Source organism: Pseudomonas mangrovi, from assembly GCF_003052585.1.
Classification (GTDB): domain Bacteria; phylum Pseudomonadota; class Gammaproteobacteria; order Pseudomonadales; family Pseudomonadaceae; genus Aquipseudomonas; species Aquipseudomonas mangrovi.
The window spans coordinates 286,244-303,295 of record NZ_QASN01000021.1; the positions used below are offsets into that span (position 1 = coordinate 286,244).

Sequence of the window (17,052 nt, forward strand, 5' to 3'; positions counted from 1 at the left end):
GAGACATCGTGCGCCCCAGCCTGTTTCTTGCCCTGCTGCTGCTTGCCGGCTGCACCCAGACGATCATCCCCGAGCCCAGTCAGGCGATTGATCCTGCCTCGACGCGCCTGGGCCTCCAGCTTGCGGAGCTGGCCAGCAGCCAGCCGCAGGGCACCTCCGGCTATCGTCTGCTCGCCTCCAGCACCGAGGCCTTTCTGGCACGTGCCGAATCGATCCGCGCCGCGCAGAGCAGCGTCGATCTGCAGTACTACATCGTCCACGACGGCCTCAGCACCCGGCTGCTCACCGAAGAACTGCTCAAGGCCGCCGACCGGGGCGTGCGTGTACGGATATTGCTGGACGACACCACCAGCGATGGCCGCGACCAGCAGATCGCGGTAATCGCCGCTCATCCCAACATCGAGATACGCGTCTTCAATCCACTGCATGCCGGTCGCAGCACCAGCATCACTCGCGGCCTGGGCCGGCTGTTGAACCTCTCGCGTCAGCATCGGCGCATGCACAACAAGCTCTGGCTGGTCGACAGCAGCGTTGCCATCGTCGGCGGGCGCAACCTGGGTGACGAATACTTCGACGCGCGTACCGATCTCAACTTCACCGACATCGATCTGCTTGTCGCCGGCCCGGTAGCGGCCGACCTGGCGCAGAGCTTCGACCAGTACTGGAATCACAGCCTGAGCAAGCCGATCCAGAATTTCCTCCACAGCAGCCCGGACCGCCAGGCCCTGGAAGAAACCCGCGAGCGCCTGCGCCTGGAACTGGCCGAACTGGACGGCAGCGAGGACGAACATCATCTGCGGCTGACGCGCTTCCAGCGCGAGCCGAAGCTGCAGCAGTGGCTGACCTCGCTGATCTGGGCCCACGGCCAGGCGCTCTGGGATGCACCGGCAAAACTCCTGGCCGACGGCGAACCGGATCCGCAATGGCTGCTGACGACGCAACTCGCTCCTGCGCTCGACGCGGTGGAACGGGAGCTGATGCTGATCTCCGCCTACTTCGTGCCCACGGACGATGGTCTGACCTATCTCACAGGCCTGGCCGACCGCCAGATCGACGTGCACATTCTCACCAACTCACTCGAGGCAACCGACGTACCGGCCGTGCACGGCGGCTATGCACCCTACCGCCGGGCACTGCTGGAGCATGGAGTGAAGCTCTATGAGCTGCGCAGGCAACCGGACGAGGAGCCCTCCTACAGCTACAGCGGGGACTCGGAATCGAGTCTGCACAGCAAGGCGGTGGTGTTCGACGGGACGCGGGTGTTTCTCGGCTCGCTCAATCTCGATCCGCGCTCGGTGCTATGGAACAGCGAAGTCGGCATCTTGGTCGACAGTGAAGAGCTGTCCGCCGAGGTCCGTCGCCTGACCCTGGAAGGCATGGCCCCCGCGTTGAGCTATCAGGTTCGCCTGCAGCAGCGGGAGGGCATCACGCGGATGGTCTGGGTCGCCGAAAGCGAAGACCAGGAGTTGGTGCTGGAAAAGGAACCCGGCGGTGCCTGGCGCCATTTCAACGCCTGGCTGGCGCGGGTGGTCGGCCTGGAAACGATGCTCTGAACAGCGCCCCAGCCGCCGAGCGGGATCCTCGCTCGACTCGCCGAACCCACTACGCAGCTCACCACCCGGTGCACGTCAGAGCTTGATCCAGGTCGCCTTCAGCTCGGTGTACTTGTCGAAGGCATGCAGTGACTTGTCGCGGCCGTTGCCGGACTGCTTGAAGCCACCGAAGGGCGCCGTCATGTCGCCGCCGTCGTACTGGTTGATCCAGACGCTGCCGGCGCGCAGGGCTTTGGCCGTCAGATGCGCGCGCGACAGGTTGCTGGTCCAGATCGCCGCCGCCAGGCCGTAGGGCGTGTCGTTGGCGATCCGTACCGCTTCCTCGGCATCGTCGAAGGCGATCACCGACAGCACCGGCCCGAAGATTTCCTCGCGGGCAATGCGCATGCTGTTCTCCACCTGATCGAACAGCGTCGGCTCGATGAACAGCCCACCGGTTTCTTCCAGCACCCGCTGTCCACCCAGGCGCAAGCGCGCGCCCTGGGAGCAGCCGGACTCGATATAGGCAAGCACCGTGTCCAGTTGCTGGCGATCCACCATAGCGCCGACGTTGGTCTGCGGGTCGAGGGGGTGACCGGGGCGCCATTGGGCCAGCGCCTCAACGACCATGGGCACGAAGCTGTCGAGTATCGAGCGCTCCACCAGCAGGCGCGAGCCCGCCGTACAGACCTCGCCCTGGTTGTAGGCGATCGCCGCCGCTGCGGCCTGGGCGGCCGCCTGAAGGTCCGGCGCGTCGGCGAAGACGATGTTCGGACTTTTGCCGCCAGCCTCCAGCCAGACGCGTTTCATGTTCGACTCGCCGGCATGGATCATCAGTTGCTTGGCTACTCGGGTCGAGCCGGTGAACACCAGGCAATCGACATCCATGTGCAACGCCAGCGCCTTGCCGACGGTATGCCCATAGCCGGGCAAAACGTTGAGCACGCCTGATGGCAGCCCCGCTTCATCCGCCAGACGCGCCAGGCGAATCGCCGTCAACGGCGATTTTTCCGAAGGTTTGAGAATCACCGAATTGCCGCTACCCAGCGCCGGACCGAGCTTCCAGCAGGCCATCAGCAGCGGGAAGTTCCAGGGAACGATCGCCGCGACCACGCCAATCGCCTCGCGGGTCACCAGGCCCAGCTCGTCATGCGCCGTGCTGGCGACCTCGTCATAGATCTTGTCGATCGCCTCGGCGCTCCAGCGGATCGCGCGCACGGCGGCCGGCACGTCGACGGCAAGCGCATCACTGATCGGCTTGCCCATGTCCAGACACTCGAGCAGCGCCAGTTCCTCGGCGTTTTCCTCCATCAGGGTGGCGAGGCGTAGCAGGATCGCCTTGCGCGCCACCGGCGCCATTCGCGACCAGGCACCCGAGTCGAAGGTTGCACGCGCATCTCGGACTGCCCGCTCCGCATCGTTTTCCGCGCAACTCGCGACGCGCGCCAGGACTCGGCCATCGATGGGGCTGACGCAGTCGAAGGTCTCTGCGCTCACCGACGAGCAATAGTCTCCATGAATGAAGGCGCGTCCCTCGATCTTCAGCGTGCGGGCACGCTCTTGCCAATACTCGCGACTCGCGATGGTCATTGCGGCATCCTCGAAAGCATCGTTGCAGAGCCGCCGGGGCGGCGATGGCTGAGCGGACACAGTAGACAGCCGCCGCTGGCTTTTCAATATTTCCAACAGTTCTGCTGCCCGAGTGAGGTTTTGTCTGTTTTTTCAAACACCCTGCGCCAGGGCCACGTTTCGTTATGTGCTCAGCGTTCGAGAAACACCTCTCGTGCCATGGCATAACGCCACGTCCGCCAACGGAAGAGACCGAGCATGACCAACGAACCACTACTGCAGGGACTTTACTGGCACGATCTGGACGGCATCCGTGCTCGTCACGCCGCCGGCGCGCACCTGGACGCCCTTGACGAGAATGGCTCTACGCCCCTGACCGAAGCGATTCTCGGCGGCACCGGCTATCCGCGGGTGGTCAAACTGTTGCTGGAGCTGGGCGCGGACCCCAGCCTCGAGGACGGCAACGGCTACACGCCCTGGCTGGCCTGTCTGGATCGCCAGCATGATCGCGTGGTCGAGACCGAGCAGCGGCGTATCCGCCAACTGCTCGAAGAGCACGGCGCCAGCCGCGTCGGCGAAGAGCACCTGCTGTTGCAGCGCGCCGCCGCCGCGGGCGAACTGCAGACGGTCGAGCGTATGCTGGACGAAGGTATTCCAGTGCAAACCCGTATTACCAGCCCTCTAGGGGCGGCGGTATTCGGCCGTCACCCGGCCATTGCAGAGCTGCTGCTCCAGCGCGGCGCCGCCGTCGACGGCCAGGGGCCCCAGGACGCTCTTACGTTGCTGATGCACGCGGCTGCCGGCGGACAAGAGGACATGGCACGCCTGCTCGTGGCCCATGGCGCCGATGTGATCCGGGCGGTCGATGGCCCACAGGGCATCATGACCGCCGCCTGGTATGCCCGCAGCAATGGCCACGAGCAACTGGCCGACTGGCTGGCTGGCCTGCAGCCCGGCGCCGAGCGCGCGCCAATCCCGCGCTCGGCGCTCGCTGGCGGCCCGCGGGCCAAGTTCATCGAACTCTATCAGCGCTACACCAGCGCACCGGAACGCGGGTTGAGCACCGAACAGATCGTCAAGCAGTTGCTGAAATGGGACAAGGCCTACGGCGTCAGTGTCTTCGATGTGCAGGTTGACCGGCTGAACGTGAGCTTCGAGAAGCTGCCTGAAGATACCCGCAAGCTGGCGAAGGACATCGTCACGCTCTGCCCCGATGTACTCGAGCAGGGATTCGCCAGCCTGGGCGAAGCCCTTGAGCATTTCGCAGAACGTGCAGAGCCGATTCCAGACGATCTGGCAGCGCTCTGCGCGGGCCTGGACCCTGCCACCCCCGACTTCCCGATCCTTGCCCTGCAACGCAGTCTGCAACTGAACCGCAGCGTCGCGCTGTGGTGGGACTGAAAGGGGCGTATTTGTTGGCGCGCTCGAGCGGCGCCAACGCCAGCTCCACCTAGGGTCACCCGACACCAGCCATAAAAAAACCCGCCATAAGGCGGGTCTTCCGGGAGCAGGATCAATTACTTGATCTTGGCTTCCTTGTACATCACGTGCTTGCGGATGGTCGGATCAAATTTCTTGATCTCGATCTTGTCCGGAGTGGTGCGCTTGTTCTTGTCGGTGGTGTAGAAGTGGCCGGTACCGGCGCTGGACACCAAACGGATCAGTTCACGCATGATTAGCTCCTTAAACCTTTTCGCCGCGGGCGCGCAGCTCAGCCAGAACGACGTCGATGCCACGCTTATCAATGATACGCATGCCCTTGGCGGTCAGGCGCAGACGTACGAAGCGATTCTCGGACTCGACCCAGAAGCGGTGATGCTGCAGGTTCGGCAGGAAACGACGACGGGTTTTGTTGTTTGCGTGGGAAATGTTGTTCCCAGTTGCCGGACCCTTACCGGTAACTTGACAGACTCTCGACATACCTCAGCCCTCTAAAACCACATGCCCAACCCGGCATGGGTTGGCTGCTTTAACTCAAAGTCATTTTTGGCGCTCAGCGCCACGATTCATCAGGGTCCGACCGGCCAGCGCCGCGAAGCGAGAGACCTGCCCCCTAGAAAAGAGCGCTGCTTTATACCAGAACGCCCCCACCTGGGCAACAGTCCGACAACTCTACAGTGAGCGGCCATGCCTCCTCGAGCCCGCCAACGCCCACCTATATAAAGGAAGCGGCGTCGATGACCCGGCGCTTACATCCAGCCGTGCTCCACCATCGACAGGGGCTCTCCGTCCCCCACGATGAAATGATCGAGCACCCGCACATCGATCAGCCCCAGCGCATCCTGCAGCCGCCGGGTCAGGCTGCGGTCGGCCTGACTGGGCTCGGCCACACCCGACGGATGGTTGTGGGTGAGTATGAGCGCAGCGGCGTTGTGCGCCAGCGCGCGCTTGACCACCTGTCGCGGGTAGACACTGGCTCCGTCGATCGAGCCGTGGAAAAGCACCTCGAATGCCAGCACCCGGTGGCGCGCATCCAGAAACAGACAGGCAAACACCTCATGCGGCTCATGCCGCAAACGCGCCTTGAGGTAATCGCGTACCGCCTGAGGGCTTTCCAGCGCCGAGTCTCGATGCAACCGTTCGGCCAGATGGCGACGGCCCATCTCGAGCACCGCCTGCAGTTGAGCGAACTTAGCCGGACCGAGGCCGAAGCGTTCGGAGAAGGTGCCGAGGTCCGCTTCGAGCAGCGCACGAAGACTACCAAAATCACTTAGCAGGGTCCGCGCGAGGTCTACCGCACTCTGCCCCGCAACACCTGTTCGCAGGAAAATGGCCAGCAACTCGGCATCACTGAGCGAGCCCGGCCCCATTTCCAGAAGTTTCTCCCGCGGCCGTTCCGCCGCTGGCCAATCGCGAATGCTCATGCCACCTCCGTGTGCGCTGACGCCTCTGTCCTGATGAAGGCGCTGTGCTATCTTAGCCCAACTTTTTTGCGCGGCGATTTGGCCTGGGGAGGCGGCATCGCCGACGCGCCTCTTCTTGATCAGGGCAGTCTCCATGCAGCGGCTTCAGCGAAAACGCATCCTTGTCGGCGTGGGCGGCGGCATTGCCGCATACAAGAGTGCGGAGCTGGTACGCCGCCTTCGCGATCAGGGCGCCGAAGTCCGCGTGGTCATGACCCGCGGCGGGCGAGAGTTCATCACTCCCATGACCCTGCAGGCACTGTCCGGCAACCCCGTGCATCTCGACCTGCTCGACCCCGCTGCCGAAGCGGCGATGGGCCACATCGAACTGGCACGCTGGGCGGACCTGGTGCTGATCGCGCCGGCCACTGCCGACCTCCTGGCGCGCCTGGCGCAAGGTGTCGCCGATGATCTGCTGACCACGGTGGTACTCGCCACCGACGCGCCCGTCGCCCTGGCACCGGCAATGAATCAGGCCATGTGGCGCGACCCCGCCACCCAGAGCAACACCCGCCTGCTCGGCGAACGCGGGTTTCGTCTGTTCGGTCCGGCTGCCGGCAGCCAGGCCTGCGGCGACGTAGGCCCGGGACGCATGCTCGAGGCCGATACGCTCGCTCAACTCGCCGCCGACTGCTTCCAGTGGCGCGCGCTGAGCGGACGCAAGGTGCTGATCACCGCAGGCCCGACCCAGGAAAACATCGACCCCGTGCGCTACATCACCAACCACAGCTCCGGCAAGATGGGCTTCGCCCTCGCCGAAGCGGCTGCCGAAGCCGGCGCCGAGGTGGTACTGGTCACCGGCCCGGTTCACCTGCCCACGCCCGATCGCGTCCAGCGCGTCAACGTGGTCAGTGCACGTGACATGCTCGCCGCCTGCGAGGCCGCCATGCCTTGCGACCTGCTGATTGCCGCGGCTGCCGTGGCCGATTACCGCCCCGAAGTGGTGGCAGAGCAGAAAATGAAGAAGGACCCCACCAGCGGTGATGGTCTGCTGCTGAAGCTGGTGCGCAACCCGGACATACTCGCGACGCTGGCCGGGCGCAACGATCGCCCCTTCAGCGTCGGCTTCGCCGCCGAGACACAGAACCTTCTGGACTATGCCACGCGTAAGCTGCGCGACAAGAATCTCGACCTGATCGTGGCCAACGACGTCGCCAACCCGAGCATCGGCTTCAACAGCGAAGAGAACGCCTGCAGCGTGATCGACCGCGAGCAGCAGGAAACGCGCTTCGCCCAGACCAGCAAGAGCAAGATCGCTCGCCAGCTGATCGACTTCATCGCCGCCCGACTTACCCGGAGCTGAACCCATGCATGCGTTGCAAGCCAGGATCCTCGACCCTCGTCTGGGCCGCGATTTTCCACTGCCTACCTATGCAACGCCCGGCTCCGCCGGGCTCGACCTGCGCGCGATGCTCCAGGGCCCAACCATGCTCGAGCCGGGCCAGACCCTGCTGATCCCGACCGGCCTATCGATTCATATCGCCGACCCCGGACTGGCCGCAATGATCCTGCCGCGCTCCGGACTCGGCCACAAACACGGCATCGTCCTTGGCAACCTGGTCGGACTGATCGACTCCGACTACCAGGGTGAACTGATGGTGTCGTGCTGGAACCGCGGCCAGAGCAGCTTCGAGATCGCCGTTGGCGAGCGGATCGCGCAACTGGTTCTGGTGCCGGTGGTCCAGGCACATTTCGAGCTTGTAGAAAGTTTCGACGACAGCCAGCGCGGCAGCGGTGGTTTCGGTCACTCAGGCAGCCACTGAGCGCCGGCCCTTCAGGACGAATAAACAGGAGTTCCCCGCGTGAAACTGATCAAGCGCAGTGCCAAGGAAGCCAAGCCGGACACGAGCACTCAGGAATCCGGGGGGGCCGGCTTCCTGTCTCTGGCACCGGGCCTGCTGCCCGGCCTGGCCGGGCTGCTGCTGGCAGCGGGACTGATGTGGTTCCTGATGCAGCAGGGCAATCAGCGCCTGCAGACTCAACTGATCGACACCTGGGGCACGACCCAGGCATCGGCACTTAAACAGGCACTCGAGCAGCTCAAGGCCGACACCCTCGCCGCGGCACGCGACCCGGCGGTGATCGAGGCACTGCGCAGCGAGGACCCGCTGGCCCTGCGCGAGCTGGAACGGCGGCTGAGCTATCGGCATGCGACCGTCGACGTGCATCTGAACCTGCGCAACAAGGCCGTTCAGAACAGCAGTCGCGAGGCGCCGATCAACTTTGCCGCGCTGGACATGCTGCGCCGGGTCGAATTCAATCAGGACGCGCCTCCGGAAGCCTATCGGATCGGCCAGCGCTGGGTGGTCTACTACGCCGTGGCAGTGCGGGCAGACGCCAAGTCGCCGATCGCCGGAACCCTGCTGATCGCCTCCGACATGCAACGCGTGATGGGAGCGCTGCTGCCGATACCGGCCGAGGTCGGCGAGCTGCGCCTGACCCAGCAGTTCGCCAACGCCCCCGAGCAGGTGCTGGCCAGCCTCGGCCAGGAAACTGGCGGCACCCCGATTGCTCTGGATAGCGGCAACAGCAACTGGAAGCTGACATTCACTCCAGGACCGCAACTGCGCCAGACCATCGTCTCCCCGCTATTCCTCATACTGGCACTGCTGCTGGCCCTTGGCGGCCTGGTTTTCGCGCTCAACGTGCTGCAGGGCAGCCTCTACCGACGCCTTCGCGCAGATGTCCTGCAATTGGCACAAATGATTCAAGAACTCTCCGCCGGAAAAGCCGTCAAAGCCTCCAGCTTGAGCCTCCCGGCACTGGACCTTCTGGCAAGGAACCTGGCCCGCCTGCCGGCACGCAAGAGCGAACCCGCAACGGCCAAGGAAACGGGCACCCGGAATGGATCCGCAGCTCAACCGGCGAAGCCGGCGCAGATCAATCCTACCGACCTGGTCAACCCACTCTTTCAGGACACCGATATCCTCGATATCGATATCCTCGACGACGACCAGGATCTCCTCGGTCTGGAGCAGAACTCAGCCATGAACAGCCTCGTGCAAGCACCGCCAAAAATGCCTGCGAGCATCTTCCGCGCCTATGACATCCGCGGCGTGGTCGGCAGCAGCCTTACCCCGGAAACGGCCTACTGGATCGGCCGCGCGATCGGCTCGGAAAGCATCGCCAAGGGCGAGCCCAGGGTCGCGGTCGGCCGCGACGGCCGCCTCTCCGGCCCGCAATTGGCCGAGCAGCTGATCCAGGGCATCCTCGACTGCGGCTGCCAGGTCAGCGACATCGGCATGGTACCGACGCCAGTACTGTATTTCGCTACCAATGTGCTGGAGTGCACCTCCGGTGTCATGCTCACCGGAAGCCACAATCCACCGGACTACAACGGCTTCAAGATCGTCATCGCCGGCGACACCCTGGCCAATGAGCAGATCCAGGTGCTGCGTGAGCGCATCGAAAGCAACAATCTGGAAAGCGGCGTCGGCAGCGTCGAACAGGTCGACGTATTACAGCGCTACTTCAAACAGATCCGCGACGACATCGCCATGGCCAAGCCGATGAAGATCGTCGTGGATTGCGGCAACGGCGTTGCCGGGGTGATCGCGCCACAACTGATCGAAGCGCTGGGCTGCACCGTCATCCCGCTTTACTGCGACGTGGACGGCAACTTCCCCAACCACCATCCGGACCCAGGCAAACCTGAGAACCTTGTCGACCTGATCGCCAAGGTGAAGGAAGAGAATGCGGACCTGGGCCTGGCCTTCGACGGCGATGGCGACCGCGTCGGCGTGGTGACCAACACCGGCACCATCGTCTTCCCTGACCGCCTGCTGATGCTGTTCGCCAAGGACGTGGTGTCGCGCAACCCCGGTGCCGACATCATCTTCGACGTCAAATGCACCCGTCGCCTGACGCCTCTCATCAGTGGCTACGGCGGTCGCCCGGTGATGTGGAAGACCGGCCATTCGCTGATCAAGAAGAAGATGAAGGAAACCGGTGCACTGCTGGCCGGCGAGATGAGCGGCCACATCTTCTTCAAGGAGCGCTGGTTCGGCTTCGACGACGGCATCTACAGCGCAGCACGCCTGCTGGAGGTGCTGAGCCAGGATCGTCGCGACGCCGAGCAGGTCTTTGCCTCCTTCCCGAATGACATCTGCACCCCGGAAATCAACATCACCGTGACCGAGGAAAGCAAGTTCTCGATCATCAACGCGTTGCAGCGCGATGGCCACTGGGGTGAAGCCAACCTCACCACGCTGGACGGCGTGCGTGTCGACTACCCGAAGGGCTGGGGTCTAGTTCGCGCCTCCAACACAACGCCGGTGCTGGTGCTGCGTTTCGAGGCAGAAACCCAGGAAGAGCTTGCACGCATCCAGGACGTCTTCCGCGCCCAGCTTTATACTGTCGCCCCCGACCTTAACCTGCCGTTCTGATTGCGGAGCCTTGCATGACCCCGGACCGTGACGCCGCCACTCAAGTTGCCAAGATCCTCTCCGAAGCGCTGCCCTATATCCGGCGCTTCGTGGGCAAGACCCTGGTCATCAAGTACGGCGGTAACGCCATGGAGAGCGAGGAGCTGAAGACCGGCTTCGCGCGCGACATAGTGCTGATGAAGGCAGTCGGCATCAATCCGGTGGTTGTGCACGGTGGCGGGCCGCAGATTGGCGACCTGCTCAAGCGCCTGAACATCGAAAGCCACTTCATCGATGGCATGCGCGTGACCGATACCGCGACCATGGATGTCGTGGAGATGGTTCTCGGCGGGCAGGTCAACAAGAGCATCGTCAACCTGATCAACCAGCACGGCGGCAACGCCATCGGCCTCACCGGCAAGGACGCGCGCCTGATCCGCGCGCGCCAGCTCAAGATCAGTCGCCAGACGCCCGAGATGTCTGCGCCGGAGATCATCGACATAGGTCACGTCGGCGAGGTGACCGGCGTGAACACCGAGCTGCTCGACATGCTGGTCAAGGGCAACTTCATCCCGGTGATTGCGCCCATCGGCGTCGGCGAGGACGGCGAGTCCTACAACATCAACGCCGATCTGGTAGCCGGCAAGGTCGCCGAGGCGCTGCGCGCCGAAAAGCTGATGCTGCTGACCAACATCGCCGGCCTGATGGACAAACAGGGTGAGGTTCTCACCGGTCTCAGCACCGAGCAGGTCGACGCGCTGATCGCCGACGGCACCATCTATGGCGGCATGCTGCCGAAGATCCGCTGCGCACTGGAAGCGGTGCAGGGTGGCGTTACCAGCGCCCATATCATCGATGGCAGAGTCCCCAACGCGGTGCTGCTGGAGATCTTCACCGACCACGGCGTGGGCACCCTGATCAGCAACCGAAAACCTCGCGCATGAGCCTGCCGCGCAAGGCCGATTTCCGTTTCAGCCACAGTCTCCGGGTGCGCTGGGCGGAAGTCGACCCCCAGGGCATCGTGTTCAACGGCAACTATCTGACCTACGCCGACGTCGGCATCACCGAGTATTTCCGCGCACTGCGCGTCGCCTACCCCGAAGCACTCACCGAGGGCGGCTGCGACTTCTACGCGATCAAGACGACACTGGAATACAAGGCCCCGGCACATTTCGACCGACTGCTCGACGTCGCCATCCGCGTCGCGCGACTGGGCCGATCGAGTCTGACCTTCGAGATGACGATCTGGGATGGCGAGACACTGCTGACGATTGGTGAAATCGTTTACGTCCATGCTCGTAGCGAACCACGCTCCAGCGCCCCACTGCCGGACTGGCTGCGCGAAAGAATTCGCGAATTCGAGATCAGTGCACCGCAGGAGTGATCAGCGCCGGCGATCGCGATCGATCAGCTCTTTGAGCCGGTCACGGTCCGAATCAAAGGTAAGGGTGATCTGCTCGCGGCTTTCGTGATAACGCTCGATCCGCCGCCGCAGGTTCTCCTGCTCGCTCTTGAGATTCTCGATCTGCCCGACCAGATGAGCCGGCGCCTGCCGCCCGGCTCTTTCGTGAGCCGCCGCCTGGCTTTGCAAATTCGCCTGCTGAGCGTACAGCGACTCAAGGTTGCCCTGGGCAATGCCGATCATCCCGTCGAGCTCCTTCAGCTTGCGCAGTTTGGCGCGCTCAACATCCGCAGGCGTGCTGTACAGACGGCGCAGCTGAATATCCGACTGGGCCCGCGCACGCTCCTGCAGGATGATCTTCATCTCTTCCTCGCTGGGCGCCGGCGGGATCACATCGATCACTCGCCCTTGCTCGTTGAGCACCTCGTAGCCGTTGGCGACAAATTCCGGGGGCACTCCAAGACGATCAAGCACCACCACTCCCTCGTCGTTCACGTAGCGATAGAGCTTGTCCGCCACGGCACTGGCCGGAGCGAGAGCAACCAGCGACATCAACAACGTACCAGCGACCGACTTCAACATCTGGAGATTCCCTCAATCCTTGCGATCAAATTCCATACTCGGCGCGATAGGCTTCCACTGCCGGAAGATACTGCTTGAGTTGCGCATCCTGCGCCAGGTACTCAAGCACCTGGTCAAGCGCCACTATGCTCACCACCGGGATAGCGAAATCCCGTTCGACTTCCTGGATGGCAGACAACTCTCCCCTGCCACGTTCCTGCCGATTCAGTGCGATCAGCACGCCTGCCGCCTGCGCCTGCTGAGCACTGATGATCTGCATAACCTCGCGAATGGCCGTACCGGCGGTAATTACGTCATCGACAATCAGCACCCGCCCCTGCAAAGGCGCACCCACCAGCGTGCCGCCCTCACCATGATCCTTGGCTTCCTTGCGATTGAAGCACCAGGGAAGATCGCGATCATGTTGCTCGGCCAACGCGATAGCCGTGGCGGCGGCCAGCGGAATGCCCTTGTAGGCCGGCCCGAATATCACATCGACATCCAGCCCACTTTCGACAACTGCGGCCGCATAGAAGCGCCCCAGCTGCGCCAGCGCACGACCGCTGTCGAACAATCCCGCGTTGAAAAAGTAGGGGCTGGTACGGCCGGACTTTAGCGTGAAACTGCCAAAACGGAGCACGCCGCGATCGATGGCAAAACGGATGAAATCGCGTTGATACTGCTGCATGAAAAAGTCCCGAAAGCCACGGATTTAGCTTAATGAGGAGAGCTCGGGTATCATACACGCTGGTGTTTTTGGGGGCCATTTATGCGGATCATCAGCGTGAACGTGAATGGTATTCAGGCCGCAGTGGAGCGTGGACTGCTCAGCTGGCTACAGGCTCAGAATGCCGACGTGATCTGCCTGCAGGACACTCGCGCCTCCGTTTTCGAGATGGAAGATCCCTCCCTTCAGCTGGATGGCTACTTCCTCTATGCGTGTGAAGGCGAGCTGCCACAGCAGGGTGGCGTCGCACTGTATTCGCGGCTGCAGCCAAAAGCGGTGATCAGCGGACTGGGTTTCGAGATGGCCGATCGCTACGGCCGCTATCTGCAGGCCGACTTCGACAAGGTCAGCATCGCCACCCTGCTACTTCCGTCGGGCCAGGATGGTGATGAAGGCCTGAATCAGAAGTTTAAATTCATGGATGACTTCACCCGCTATCTGGACAAACAGCGCCGCAAGCGTCGCGATTACATCTACTGCAGCTCGTTTTACGTTGCGCATCAGAAGATGGACGTGAAGAACTGGAGAGACTGTCAGCAGTCACCGGGCTTTCTTCCCGCCGAGCGGGCCTGGATGGACGAAGTCATCGGCAACATGGGCTATGTCGATGCCCTGCGCGAAGTCAGCCGTGAAGGCGATCAGTTCAGCTGGTGGCCCGATAGCGAGCAGGCAGAGCTGCTCAATCTCGGCTGGCGCTTCGACTACCACCTGCTGACACCCGGTCTGCGACGCTGCGTCCGCACCGCGCGCATGCCGCGTCAGCCACGCTTTTCCCAGCACGCACCCCTGATAGTCGACTACGACTGGATCCTGAGCGTCTGACACAAGAAAGCCGGTTTGCGCCGGCTTTCTTGTTTTCATTGCGTCTACTTCACCAGACGCAGTATGTAGGGGTATCGATAGGCCTGACCCTGGTTAGCCTGGTTGGCAGCGATCACGGTAAAGACCAGCCAGACCACCGCCAGCGCGATGATCAGCAGAAAACCGATCACCACCAGCATCAGCATCATGCAGACAATCGAAGCAAGGGTGATGGTGATCTGGAAGTTGACCGCCTCCTTGCCCTGATCATCGATGAACGGATCAGCGTCCTTCTTCACCAGCCAGAGCACCAGCGGGCCCACCACGTTGCCAAACGGAATCACAAACCCGGCAAGCGCCGCGAGGTGACAGAGCATGGCCATCTGACGAGCTTCCGGGCCCGGCGTCGGGACGGGTTGATAACTCTCTTCCATTCAGTGCGTCTCCACTATCAATCAGCCAGCGCCAGGCGCTGGGCCTCGAAAAGCTCCTGCATGCCCTTGTGAGCCAGCGCCAGCATCGCATTCAGTTGCTCCGGCTGGAACGGCTCGCCCTCTGCCGTGCCCTGAACCTCGATGAAACCACCGTTGCTGGTCATCACCACATTCAGGTCGGTCTCGGCCGCAGAGTCCTCAGGATAGTCCAGATCCAGCACCGCCTCGCCCTGATACATTCCGACCGACACGGCGGCGATCATCTGCTTCAGCGGATCACCACCCTTCAGCCCGCCACGCTTCTTCATCAGGCGCAACGCGTCGACCAGTGCAACCATGGCCCCTGTGATGGATGCTGTGCGCGTGCCACCGTCAGCCTGAATCACATCGCAGTCGACGTACAGCGTGTACTCACCCAGTTTGCTCATATCCAGCGCCGCACGCAGCGAGCGCCCGATCAACCGCTGGATCTCCAGCGTACGCCCACCCTGCTTGCCACGACTGGCTTCGCGCTGGTTCCGATCACCGGTGGCGCGCGGCAGCATGCCGTACTCGGCAGTCAGCCAGCCCTGGCCCTGCCCCTTGAGAAACCGCGGCACACCCTGCTCGACGCTGACGGTACAGATGACACGGGTGTCACCGAACTCCACCAGTACGGAACCTTCGGCGTGCTTGGTGAAATTGCGAGTGATGCGTATGGCGCGCAACTGGTCGTTGCCACGGCCGCTGGGACGATTCATCTGGGGTTACCTGCGGAAGGGAGGAAAAGAACTGCCCGGCATTATAGGGCGCCCTGCCGGGGGCGACACATCGAATTGGTCCGTCCGGCGCGCTGCGCTACAATCCTGCGCTTTCGAGCGCCGTATCCAGAGGATTCGCATGATCCAGAGCATGACAGCCTTCGCCCGCGCCGAGCACGCCTCGGCCCAGGGCACCCTGAGCTGGGAGATTCGCTCGGTCAATCATCGCTATCTGGAACCCCACCTGCGCCTGCCGGAGAATTTCCGCGATCTGGAAGGCGCCGTTCGCGAAGCTCTGCGCCAGGGGCTCTCGCGCGGCAAGGTGGAATGCACGCTGCGCTTCACCGAGGAAGGTTCTTCCAAGCCGCTGCAGGTGGATGGCGAGCGCGCCCGGCAGCTGATCGCCGCCGCGGAGCAGGTGGCCTCGCTGATGGCCAGCCCGGCCCCCCTCGACCCCTTCGCAGTACTCGCCTGGCCAGGTGTACTCGGCGGCGACAGCAGTGATCCGCAGGCCCTCAATGCACAGGCGCTGACGCTTTTCGGCGAGGCGCTCGAGCAACTCAGGAACGGTCGCAGCAGAGAAGGCGCCGAGCTGGCCCGTCTGATTGGCGAGCGACTGGACGCCATGTCGACAGAAGTGGCGCAACTGCGCGAACAGGTACCGCAGATGCTGGCGCTGCAACGGCAGAAGATCATCGACCGCTGTGCGGAGATGGCGCTCGATGTCGACAGCCCGCGCCTGGAGCAGGAGCTGGTGCTGCTGGCGCAGAAAAGCGACGTGGCCGAAGAGCTAGATCGTCTCAACACTCATGTCAGCGAAGTGCGCCGGGTACTGAAGAGTGGCGGCGCCGCCGGCAGACGCCTGGACTTCCTGATGCAGGAACTCAACCGCGAGGCCAACACTCTCGGCTCCAAGGCCTTCGATCCTCGCAGCACCCAGGCCGCGGTCAACCTCAAGGTCCTGATCGAGCAGATGCGCGAACAGGTCCAGAACATCGAATAAGGACGGCGGCATGAGCACGGGCATTCTCTACATAGTTTCGGCACCCTCGGGGGCCGGCAAGACCAGCCTGGTCAAGGCGCTCATCGATACGGTGCCGCAGGTACGCGTATCGGTGTCGCATACGACCCGCGCGATGCGTCCAGGCGAGGTGGACGGGGTCAACTATCACTTCGTCGCACGCGAGCAGTTCGTCGAAATGCTGGAGCAGAACGCCTTCCTCGAGCATGCCCAGGTCTTCGACAATCTCTACGGCACCTCCCAACACTGGGTCGAGCAGACGCTGGCACAAGGCTTTGACCTGATTCTCGAGATCGACTGGCAGGGCGCACAGCAGGTTCGCAGGCTCATGCCGCACGCACGTTCGGTGTTCATCCTGCCCCCTACCCAGCAGGCGCTGCGTCAGCGTCTGACCAACCGCGGCCAGGACAGCGACGAGATCATCGACCGGCGCATGCGTGACGCCGTCAGCGAGATGAGCCACTACGTCGAATACGACTACCTGGTCATCAACGACGATTTCTCTACCGCGCTCGAGGACCTGAAGGCCATCTTCAGGGCGAACCAGCTGGCCCAGCAGCTGCAGCAACACCGGCACGAATCCCTGTTGGAGATGCTCCTGCGCTGAGCCAGGGGTACGCTGCTTTCGCACTGCGGACGAAATCCGCGCTTCCCTATTAGCTGGTGATTTTTTAGACTACTCCGTCCGCTCGCCCGCTCAGGGCACTGCTTTCTAGAATCTACGAGGAACATCATGGCTCGCGTTACCGTTGAAGACTGCCTGGATAACGTCGATAACCGCTTCGAACTGGTCATGCTCGCTACCAAGCGCTCGCGTCAACTGGCCACCGGCGGCAAGGAGCCGAAGGTAGCCTGGGAGAACGACAAGCCGACCGTCGTCGCCCTGCGTGAAATCGCTGCAGGCCTGGTTGACTACGACGTCATCGCCCAGGACGACCTGGTAGAAGAAGAGCCGCTGTTCGCTTCCTTCGAGGACGAGGCCAACGAGCCTCTGTAAG

Annotated in this window: 19 protein-coding genes; 11 read left to right on the forward strand and 8 right to left on the reverse strand. The window is 63.0% G+C overall.

Annotated elements, in window-relative coordinates; genetic code table 11:
- Positions 1–8: 8 nt before the first annotated feature.
- The gene (locus DBO85_RS17600; RefSeq protein ID WP_108108865.1) at positions 9–1,553 is read left to right on the forward strand and encodes a phospholipase D family protein; all 1,545 of its coding nucleotides are present in this window, start codon (positions 9–11) and stop codon (positions 1,551–1,553) included.
- 75 nt (positions 1,554–1,628) lie between these two features.
- Here the strand turns inward: DBO85_RS17600 and DBO85_RS17605 are convergent, their stop codons facing one another.
- On the reverse strand, positions 1,629–3,122 hold the full coding sequence (locus DBO85_RS17605) for an aldehyde dehydrogenase (protein WP_108108867.1): 1,494 nt from the start codon (positions 3,120–3,122) through the stop codon (positions 1,629–1,631).
- 237 nt (positions 3,123–3,359) lie between these two features.
- On the opposite strand from DBO85_RS17605, the gene DBO85_RS17610 reads away from it, so the two are divergent.
- On the forward strand, positions 3,360–4,502 hold the full coding sequence (locus DBO85_RS17610) for a DUF4253 domain-containing protein (protein ID WP_108108869.1): 1,143 nt from the start codon (positions 3,360–3,362) through the stop codon (positions 4,500–4,502).
- A gap of 116 nt (positions 4,503–4,618) precedes the next feature.
- Here the strand turns inward: DBO85_RS17610 and rpmG are convergent, their stop codons facing one another.
- The 3 genes from rpmG to radC form a co-directional block, all read right to left on the reverse strand.
- Positions 4,619–4,774 (reverse strand): 50S ribosomal protein L33, encoded by a 156-nt coding sequence (gene rpmG / locus DBO85_RS17615; protein WP_108108871.1) that lies wholly within the window; start codon positions 4,772–4,774, stop codon positions 4,619–4,621.
- 10 nt (positions 4,775–4,784) lie between these two features.
- Positions 4,785–5,021, reverse strand: coding sequence for a 50S ribosomal protein L28 (rpmB, locus tag DBO85_RS17620; RefSeq protein WP_108108873.1), 237 nt, complete (start codon positions 5,019–5,021; stop codon positions 4,785–4,787).
- Positions 5,022–5,290: 269 nt separating this feature from the next.
- A complete protein-coding gene (radC, locus tag DBO85_RS17625; protein WP_108108875.1) occupies positions 5,291–5,965 on the reverse strand; it encodes a RadC family protein in 675 nt (224 codons plus the stop codon).
- A 133-nt stretch (positions 5,966–6,098) separates the two neighbouring features.
- Here radC and coaBC point away from each other — a divergent pair, with 133 nt between their 5' ends.
- The 5 genes from coaBC (at position 6,099) to DBO85_RS17650 (ending at position 11,752) form a co-directional block, all read left to right on the forward strand.
- The gene (gene coaBC / locus DBO85_RS17630; protein ID WP_108108877.1) at positions 6,099–7,307 is read left to right on the forward strand and encodes a bifunctional phosphopantothenoylcysteine decarboxylase/phosphopantothenate--cysteine ligase CoaBC; all 1,209 of its coding nucleotides are present in this window, start codon (positions 6,099–6,101) and stop codon (positions 7,305–7,307) included.
- A 4-nt stretch (positions 7,308–7,311) separates the two neighbouring features.
- Complete coding sequence (gene dut / locus DBO85_RS17635; RefSeq protein ID WP_108108878.1) at positions 7,312–7,767, forward strand: dUTP diphosphatase; 456 nt, start codon at positions 7,312–7,314, stop codon at positions 7,765–7,767.
- Between the two features lie 1,224 nt (positions 7,768–8,991).
- The gene (gene algC / locus DBO85_RS19350; protein ID WP_199287004.1) at positions 8,992–10,389 is read left to right on the forward strand and encodes a phosphomannomutase/phosphoglucomutase; all 1,398 of its coding nucleotides are present in this window, start codon (positions 8,992–8,994) and stop codon (positions 10,387–10,389) included.
- 14 nt (positions 10,390–10,403) lie between these two features.
- Positions 10,404–11,312 (forward strand): acetylglutamate kinase, encoded by a 909-nt coding sequence (gene argB / locus DBO85_RS17645; protein ID WP_108108880.1) that lies wholly within the window; start codon positions 10,404–10,406, stop codon positions 11,310–11,312.
- The gene (locus tag DBO85_RS17650; protein ID WP_108108882.1) at positions 11,309–11,752 is read left to right on the forward strand and encodes an acyl-CoA thioesterase; all 444 of its coding nucleotides are present in this window, start codon (positions 11,309–11,311) and stop codon (positions 11,750–11,752) included. The genes argB and DBO85_RS17650 overlap by 4 nt, the downstream gene beginning before the upstream one ends.
- Here the strand turns inward: DBO85_RS17650 and DBO85_RS17655 are convergent, their stop codons facing one another.
- Both DBO85_RS17655 and pyrE read right to left on the reverse strand, forming a co-directional pair.
- Positions 11,753–12,352 carry a DUF4124 domain-containing protein gene (locus DBO85_RS17655; protein ID WP_108108884.1) on the reverse strand — a complete coding sequence of 200 codons (600 nt, stop codon included), beginning with the start codon at positions 12,350–12,352 and terminating at the stop codon, positions 11,753–11,755. It abuts the gene before it with no gap.
- A 25-nt stretch (positions 12,353–12,377) separates the two neighbouring features.
- The gene (pyrE, locus tag DBO85_RS17660; RefSeq protein ID WP_108108886.1) at positions 12,378–13,019 is read right to left on the reverse strand and encodes an orotate phosphoribosyltransferase; all 642 of its coding nucleotides are present in this window, start codon (positions 13,017–13,019) and stop codon (positions 12,378–12,380) included.
- Between the two features lie 81 nt (positions 13,020–13,100).
- On the opposite strand from pyrE, the gene DBO85_RS17665 reads away from it, so the two are divergent.
- Positions 13,101–13,880: an exodeoxyribonuclease III gene (locus tag DBO85_RS17665; protein ID WP_108108888.1), complete on the forward strand. Its 780-nt coding sequence runs from the start codon at positions 13,101–13,103 to the stop codon at positions 13,878–13,880.
- Between the two features lie 44 nt (positions 13,881–13,924).
- On the opposite strand, the gene DBO85_RS17670 is transcribed toward DBO85_RS17665, so the two are convergent.
- Together DBO85_RS17670 and rph are read right to left on the reverse strand one after the other, a co-directional pair.
- A complete protein-coding gene (locus DBO85_RS17670; RefSeq protein WP_108108890.1) occupies positions 13,925–14,293 on the reverse strand; it encodes a DUF4870 domain-containing protein in 369 nt (122 codons plus the stop codon).
- A gap of 17 nt (positions 14,294–14,310) precedes the next feature.
- Positions 14,311–15,033, reverse strand: a complete 723-nt coding sequence (gene rph, locus DBO85_RS17675) for a ribonuclease PH (RefSeq protein WP_108108892.1) — start codon at positions 15,031–15,033, stop codon at positions 14,311–14,313.
- 139 nt (positions 15,034–15,172) lie between these two features.
- Here rph and DBO85_RS17680 point away from each other — a divergent pair, with 139 nt between their 5' ends.
- The 3 genes from DBO85_RS17680 to rpoZ all read left to right on the forward strand — a co-directional run bounded on the left by DBO85_RS17680 (position 15,173) and on the right by rpoZ (position 17,051).
- Entirely contained in the window at positions 15,173–16,036 is an 864-nt protein-coding gene (locus DBO85_RS17680; RefSeq protein WP_108108894.1) for a YicC/YloC family endoribonuclease, read from the forward strand.
- A 10-nt stretch (positions 16,037–16,046) separates the two neighbouring features.
- Positions 16,047–16,661, forward strand: coding sequence for a guanylate kinase (gene gmk / locus DBO85_RS17685; protein ID WP_108108896.1), 615 nt, complete (start codon positions 16,047–16,049; stop codon positions 16,659–16,661).
- Between the two features lie 126 nt (positions 16,662–16,787).
- The gene (rpoZ, locus tag DBO85_RS17690) at positions 16,788–17,051 is read left to right on the forward strand and encodes a DNA-directed RNA polymerase subunit omega (protein ID WP_108108898.1); all 264 of its coding nucleotides are present in this window, start codon (positions 16,788–16,790) and stop codon (positions 17,049–17,051) included.
- Position 17,052: the final 1 nt, after the last annotated feature.

What these genes read in the sequence shown, in the direction of transcription:
- rpmG (WP_108108871.1), bottom strand. Translation starts at nt 4,774, where the DNA reads ATGCGTGAACTGATCCGTTTGGTGTCCAGCGCCGGTACCGGCCACTTC.
- DBO85_RS17655 (WP_108108884.1), bottom strand. Translation starts at nt 12,352, where the DNA reads ATGTTGAAGTCGGTCGCTGGTACGTTGTTGATGTCGCTGGTTGCTCTC.
- gmk (WP_108108896.1), top strand. Translation starts at nt 16,047, where the DNA reads ATGAGCACGGGCATTCTCTACATAGTTTCGGCACCCTCGGGGGCCGGC.
- rph (WP_108108892.1), bottom strand. Translation starts at nt 15,033, where the DNA reads ATGAATCGTCCCAGCGGCCGTGGCAACGACCAGTTGCGCGCCATACGC.
- coaBC (WP_108108877.1), top strand. Translation starts at nt 6,099, where the DNA reads ATGCAGCGGCTTCAGCGAAAACGCATCCTTGTCGGCGTGGGCGGCGGC.
- DBO85_RS17610 (WP_108108869.1), top strand. Translation starts at nt 3,360, where the DNA reads ATGACCAACGAACCACTACTGCAGGGACTTTACTGGCACGATCTGGAC.
- DBO85_RS17670 (WP_108108890.1), bottom strand. Translation starts at nt 14,293, where the DNA reads ATGGAAGAGAGTTATCAACCCGTCCCGACGCCGGGCCCGGAAGCTCGT.
- dut (WP_108108878.1), top strand. Translation starts at nt 7,312, where the DNA reads ATGCATGCGTTGCAAGCCAGGATCCTCGACCCTCGTCTGGGCCGCGAT.
- argB (WP_108108880.1), top strand. Translation starts at nt 10,404, where the DNA reads ATGACCCCGGACCGTGACGCCGCCACTCAAGTTGCCAAGATCCTCTCC.
- DBO85_RS17605 (WP_108108867.1), bottom strand. Translation starts at nt 3,122, where the DNA reads ATGACCATCGCGAGTCGCGAGTATTGGCAAGAGCGTGCCCGCACGCTG.
- rpmB (WP_108108873.1), bottom strand. Translation starts at nt 5,021, where the DNA reads ATGTCGAGAGTCTGTCAAGTTACCGGTAAGGGTCCGGCAACTGGGAAC.
- radC (WP_108108875.1), bottom strand. Translation starts at nt 5,965, where the DNA reads ATGAGCATTCGCGATTGGCCAGCGGCGGAACGGCCGCGGGAGAAACTT.
- DBO85_RS17650 (WP_108108882.1), top strand. Translation starts at nt 11,309, where the DNA reads ATGAGCCTGCCGCGCAAGGCCGATTTCCGTTTCAGCCACAGTCTCCGG.
- DBO85_RS17665 (WP_108108888.1), top strand. Translation starts at nt 13,101, where the DNA reads ATGCGGATCATCAGCGTGAACGTGAATGGTATTCAGGCCGCAGTGGAG.
- pyrE (WP_108108886.1), bottom strand. Translation starts at nt 13,019, where the DNA reads ATGCAGCAGTATCAACGCGATTTCATCCGTTTTGCCATCGATCGCGGC.
- algC (WP_199287004.1), top strand. Translation starts at nt 8,992, where the DNA reads ATGAACAGCCTCGTGCAAGCACCGCCAAAAATGCCTGCGAGCATCTTC.
- DBO85_RS17680 (WP_108108894.1), top strand. Translation starts at nt 15,173, where the DNA reads ATGATCCAGAGCATGACAGCCTTCGCCCGCGCCGAGCACGCCTCGGCC.
- rpoZ (WP_108108898.1), top strand. Translation starts at nt 16,788, where the DNA reads ATGGCTCGCGTTACCGTTGAAGACTGCCTGGATAACGTCGATAACCGC.